The 4,354-nt window shown below is 59.6% G+C and carries 3 protein-coding genes and 1 pseudogene; all 4 read right to left on the bottom strand.

The genetic code is table 11. The features are described from left to right. Positions 1–1,171: pseudogene (locus EN879_RS25710) on the bottom strand (DEAD/DEAH box helicase); the annotation flags it as partial. A gap of 965 nt (positions 1,172–2,136) precedes the next feature. After that, a complete protein-coding gene (locus EN879_RS25700) occupies positions 2,137–2,667 on the bottom strand; it encodes a DUF1003 domain-containing protein (RefSeq protein ID WP_063170620.1) in 531 nt (176 codons plus the stop codon). Positions 2,668–2,707: 40 nt separating this feature from the next. Then, positions 2,708–3,751, bottom strand: a complete 1,044-nt coding sequence (locus tag EN879_RS25695; protein ID WP_063170621.1) for an alpha/beta hydrolase — start codon at positions 3,749–3,751, stop codon at positions 2,708–2,710. Positions 3,752–3,838: 87 nt separating this feature from the next. Next, positions 3,839–4,108: a DUF488 domain-containing protein gene (locus EN879_RS25690; RefSeq protein ID WP_245441372.1), complete on the bottom strand. Its 270-nt coding sequence runs from the start codon at positions 4,106–4,108 to the stop codon at positions 3,839–3,841. Between the last annotated feature and the right edge of the window lie 246 nt (positions 4,109–4,354).

Raw genomic sequence — 4,354 nt, 5'->3', positions numbered from 1 at the left:
TTTCTGCCGAGCGAGTTCCCAAATTCTTTCGCCTGGCCCCGGCGCTTGTCTGCCTTGTCACGAATTCAGCGATTTCGTACCCGGGCCGGGCCAGGCGAAAGAATTTGGGAACTCGCTCGGCAGAAACGGCAAGTCTCGTGGAGCGGTTGCGCACGGAAGCATCCCACTCTTCACGCGACAGGTAAAATTGTTCCGGCAAAGGTTTCTCGCGCCCGGCAGCCTCCTGCCTGGCACGGCGTGCATCCTCGATCAGGTCCAGAATTTTGTCGAGCGGCTGCCCGTCGATACCTTCAAGGAAGGAGATCGAGGCGCTCGACGCAGTGTCGAAGACAGATGGCATCGCGCCATATAATGCGACCAGGCGCTCTTCCATCGACGTCGCGCGCATCGCTGTCAGCTCAGGATGATCACCAGCTTTAAACATCAGCTCGGATGCCGGTCCGACAGCAATCGAGTCTCGAACCTGGTCGCTGAGTTGACTGATCGGATCGTAGGTCTTGAGCTCTCGAATGCAGCTGTCTGGGCCAAGGACGACGCGAACGGGGTCCTCCGCGCCAGCGGGGAAGATGTCCATGAGATCGCCCCGAAAAGCTATTTCACCCGGTTCGTCGACCCTCTCGTCGACGACATAGCCAAAAGCTTCGGACCTTGTTCTGAAATCATCCCGGTCGAACTTTTGTCCCACCTCCAGAATTGCGAAACCGCCAGCAATGACCTGGGCGGGCGGCACCCGCTGCAGACTGGCTTCGATCGACATTACAGCGATGCGCGCACGATCGGGCTTCGTTGCCATGTGACACAACGCACGAAGCCTCCGCCCCATATTGGCGCGTGTGGGCCACACCCTGTCGTAAGGCAGGCAATCCCAGGACGGCAGCAAGATGATCTCCGCGTGCGGCAGGAACTGACGCAAAGCCCCGACGATCTCGTCGGCGCTGCGTTCCGAGGCAGTTATATGGATAATGTGCTTGTGCCGGCTGGCCTCCAGCCCACCGGCCAGCGCTGCCGCGATAGCTGAAGATGGCGGGACGCCGTGCTCTATCGTAAACCCGCTGTCATCCGTGTGATCGATTTGTTCGACATCCGTCCGCGAAATATGCCTGTTCACTGAAATCTCACCTTGTCCCCAGAAGAACGTCAGCACAGCGACCCCGTTCCTGGCGGCGCGCATTAAAGTGTTCCAGGACGGGGCAGCCGGTGCGGCGTTGATGCATTGCTTCCTAGCTGCCCTAAGAACTGGCGGCTGTGAATCACGCTCGACGCCGGCAGAACGCTCTGTGCGTCGGGCCATGCCGCGCGGTGGCCCGTCCGCCGGAGTTAGTATGTGCACATGCTGAATTGCCGAAATGTCGATAACCACGCGAGGGATTGTCGAGAAAGCTGTTCGAGTTCGTCCTCGTCCGTTATCCCAGCTTGGTAGTAAGCCAGGATGCGCGATGCACTCCGTTCTCTCTTGGTTTCGGTCTCGTTTTTTGGGGTTGCTGCGCGCCAAAACGCGGCTCAGGACGGCCAGCTCTGATGGGGTGAAGGCGTCTCTATGCTTGCATCAACTCCGCGCCGCCCGCCTCGGGTGGGGAGCCGAGGCGGGCTGAAGCTGTGGGGATCCAGCTTCCGATGCCGGGCAACAGGCGATTGTGCAAGAGGGATTGTCCGGCGCGGCCCAACGCAGGATGGACAGAATGTTCCGGGAGTTTTGGTGAGGCGAAAATAATTGGCCAAGAGCCAGAAGCACGGCGCAGGATACGGCATGTAAGACTTGCCGGCGTGCGATCCAGTCAGCAGCTCGGGCCAAGATCCGAATCCTGGATGTGAGTTTCTGGACCTTGCTGAGCATTTAAGAGTTGAGGTACGGCCGTTATGATCTGCGGCAGAAAGAAGGGCTTGGTGATCATATTATGCTGTTGGGAACACCTTCGGCTCCCCAGTGTACCTCGCTATCGCCGCTGATACGCTGCCGCGATCGATTGACGTCCTGAGGTCGCCTTGGACAACGCCAAGACGGGCTTGGTGCTTCGACAGCCAAGTGCCAGACGATGAGGACGATTGCAGGCCTACAGCAGCCGCGCGAATGGTTTCTCGCTGTAAGCTCGTGTTGGGTTGGTACGCTGCGGCGGCTTGCCGGCGCGGTCGCTTTGATCAAGCTTCCTGCTGATCTTCAGAAGCCTGCTGGATTTGGGTCATCACCTTTCGGGGATCGACATTCTCTGCCAGTTGCCGCAGCTCTTTGTCGGCCGGGGTGGAGACATTCAGACGCACCGCCAAGGCAGCCACCATCTCGATCAGCCGCGTGGTTTCATGTTCGTTAAGGAGGCTGATCTGCAAATCCAGTTCCGCTCGGCGCTCGCTGTGTTCGGCCATTCTGTTCTGATTGATCAGCACGAAGGTAGACAGGAAGATTGCCTCGACGGAAGCGACCATGGCCAGGATCACGAAAGTTGGGTCCCAAGCTGGGATGGCTGGTATCGCGCCTAGGTTTGCAAGGATCCAGGCGACGAGGATTGCGAGATGCAGATAGACGAAAGTCATGCTCCCCGCGAAGCGCGAAATAGCCCCGGCAATCCGCACCTGAACGCTTTGGTGCTCCTCCTGTTGTCGCCTGTGCTCGACCAGTGCCTCTATGTTCTGGTGGAGCACCGACTGCATGTTGGCTGGACGTTGGTCGCTCATTTGAAAAGCTCGTTTGAACGACGATCTCGTGCAAGCGGCGTCACTTGTCGCCCGCCTGGAACATTTGCGGAGCCGGACCTAGCTTGAACTCGTCGGCACGCAGCTTACGTCGCTGCCGACGGCCCGATTGGGAAAGGGCGTGCCGTGCTGAAATCGTGTGCACCATACCGACTACTGCCTGCGGGGCGCTCTGATGAACCATATGGCCAGCGCCCGGAATCACCTCGAGGAGAGACCCACCAACTTCGGCATGCAGGCGCCGTGCATGCCGTTCCGCATCGAACAACCGGTCTCCAGATCCCGCCAGGATGCCGGTCGGTACGGAAATGTCCTTATAGCTGGCCTTCTTCGACAGGGCCGCGGCCAGCATAGATGCTGACTCCGAACAAACCGCCCGCAGTTGGGAAGGGCGGCTGGCGGCATCCTTGGCGGATGCGGCGAAGTCGCTGGCGATCATAGCGGGTCGAAATATCTTTTCCATTGCCCAAGGCCAGGCAAGCCTCACAAGCAGCGGCAACAAGGTGTGGCGAAACCCCGTTCCGATCACCGGCAATGCCGGGAGTGCGGCCAGTGCAAGATCCAGCCGCGGTGGCGGATAGTAATAGCCTGAGACAAGCACAATGCCGGCGACCGATGAAGAATGCCTGCGCGCCAACTCGAGGGCGATCCAGGCTCCCCAGGAATGTCCAAGGACGAGATATTTCTTAATACCCAATCTGCCGGCGGCGGCATGTATGAGGTCGGCTTGGTCGCAAGCGGACCAGCGCCGGGTGCGCGAACGTGAGCTTCGCCCAAAGCCGGGACGGTCAAATGCGAGCACCCGGTAGGTCTTTGCCGCCTCATCGAAGACGCCGCTCGACTTGAAATCCTCCGCCATGGATCCATTGCCATGCAGGAGAAGCAGCGGCATGCCGGTTCCGGCTTCGATAAAATGCAGGCGCAGACCATCAATTGCCATCATACGTCCGCATGTCAGGCTGGCGATCGCACGTTTGGCGCGGATGGCGTTGTATCCCGCTAGTGCCGCTAATGCAGCGACGGACAATCCGGCCGCTAGTTTCGCCTCGTCTCTGTCCAACGCCATTCGCGTGCCTTAGAAGCTGTCTGCGTGACCCAACCTTCGAGGTCACAGCTTGTTCCGCCAGACCCTGTGCCTGGCGTGGAAGGCTTTTCAACGCCTGGCGATCGCCATGGCCGCGATCTTGCAATGATCCATGCTTGCGTCCCGAGGAGATGCTCCCGGGATAAACGATCGTTCCATCATCGCGCACACAGCGCCTGGCGTCAGGCTGGCCTCCTCGGCATGACCGGCCCCAAGAGTATGCATGACGCGTTCGCCTTCTCCGAGCAGGTAGTCGGAAATAATGCGGCGGTGGCACCGCCACCAGACGGCTTCCGCGCACATGATTGGGCAGCGATGCCGGCTGCTAAGCTCTTGCAGTTCCGCCAGGCCTTTGGCGAACGGCTCCGCCGAATCGGACCCAAAGCGGTCTTTGTTCGCCGTTCGTACACGCTTTCAGGCTCAATTGAACCGGTGAGCGCTGTCTGCCAACGTGGCTCTCTTTGGAAAAGTAAGCCCGCTGCCTGGGCGGGGGGCTTGGGGTTAGGCAGCGGGCTTCGTCGGCGATTAGGGGTTCAGAACCCACGCGAACGATGCTCTCAGAGTGTTCACGAAACCTTAACGAAG

The organism is Mesorhizobium sp. M7A.F.Ca.AU.002.02.1.1 (assembly GCF_003998535.1).
GTDB classification, from domain to species: Bacteria; Pseudomonadota; Alphaproteobacteria; order Rhizobiales; family Rhizobiaceae; genus Mesorhizobium; species Mesorhizobium ciceri.
Note: the sequence above shows the minus strand (reverse complement) of the source record. Positions and strands in the feature narration are given on the sequence as shown.

Coding starts and splice junctions, on each gene's coding strand:
- EN879_RS25700 (WP_063170620.1), bottom strand. CDS start 2,667: ATGAGCGACCAACGTCCAGCCAACATGCAGTCGGTGCTCCACCAGAAC.
- EN879_RS25695 (WP_063170621.1), bottom strand. CDS start 3,751: ATGGCGTTGGACAGAGACGAGGCGAAACTAGCGGCCGGATTGTCCGTC.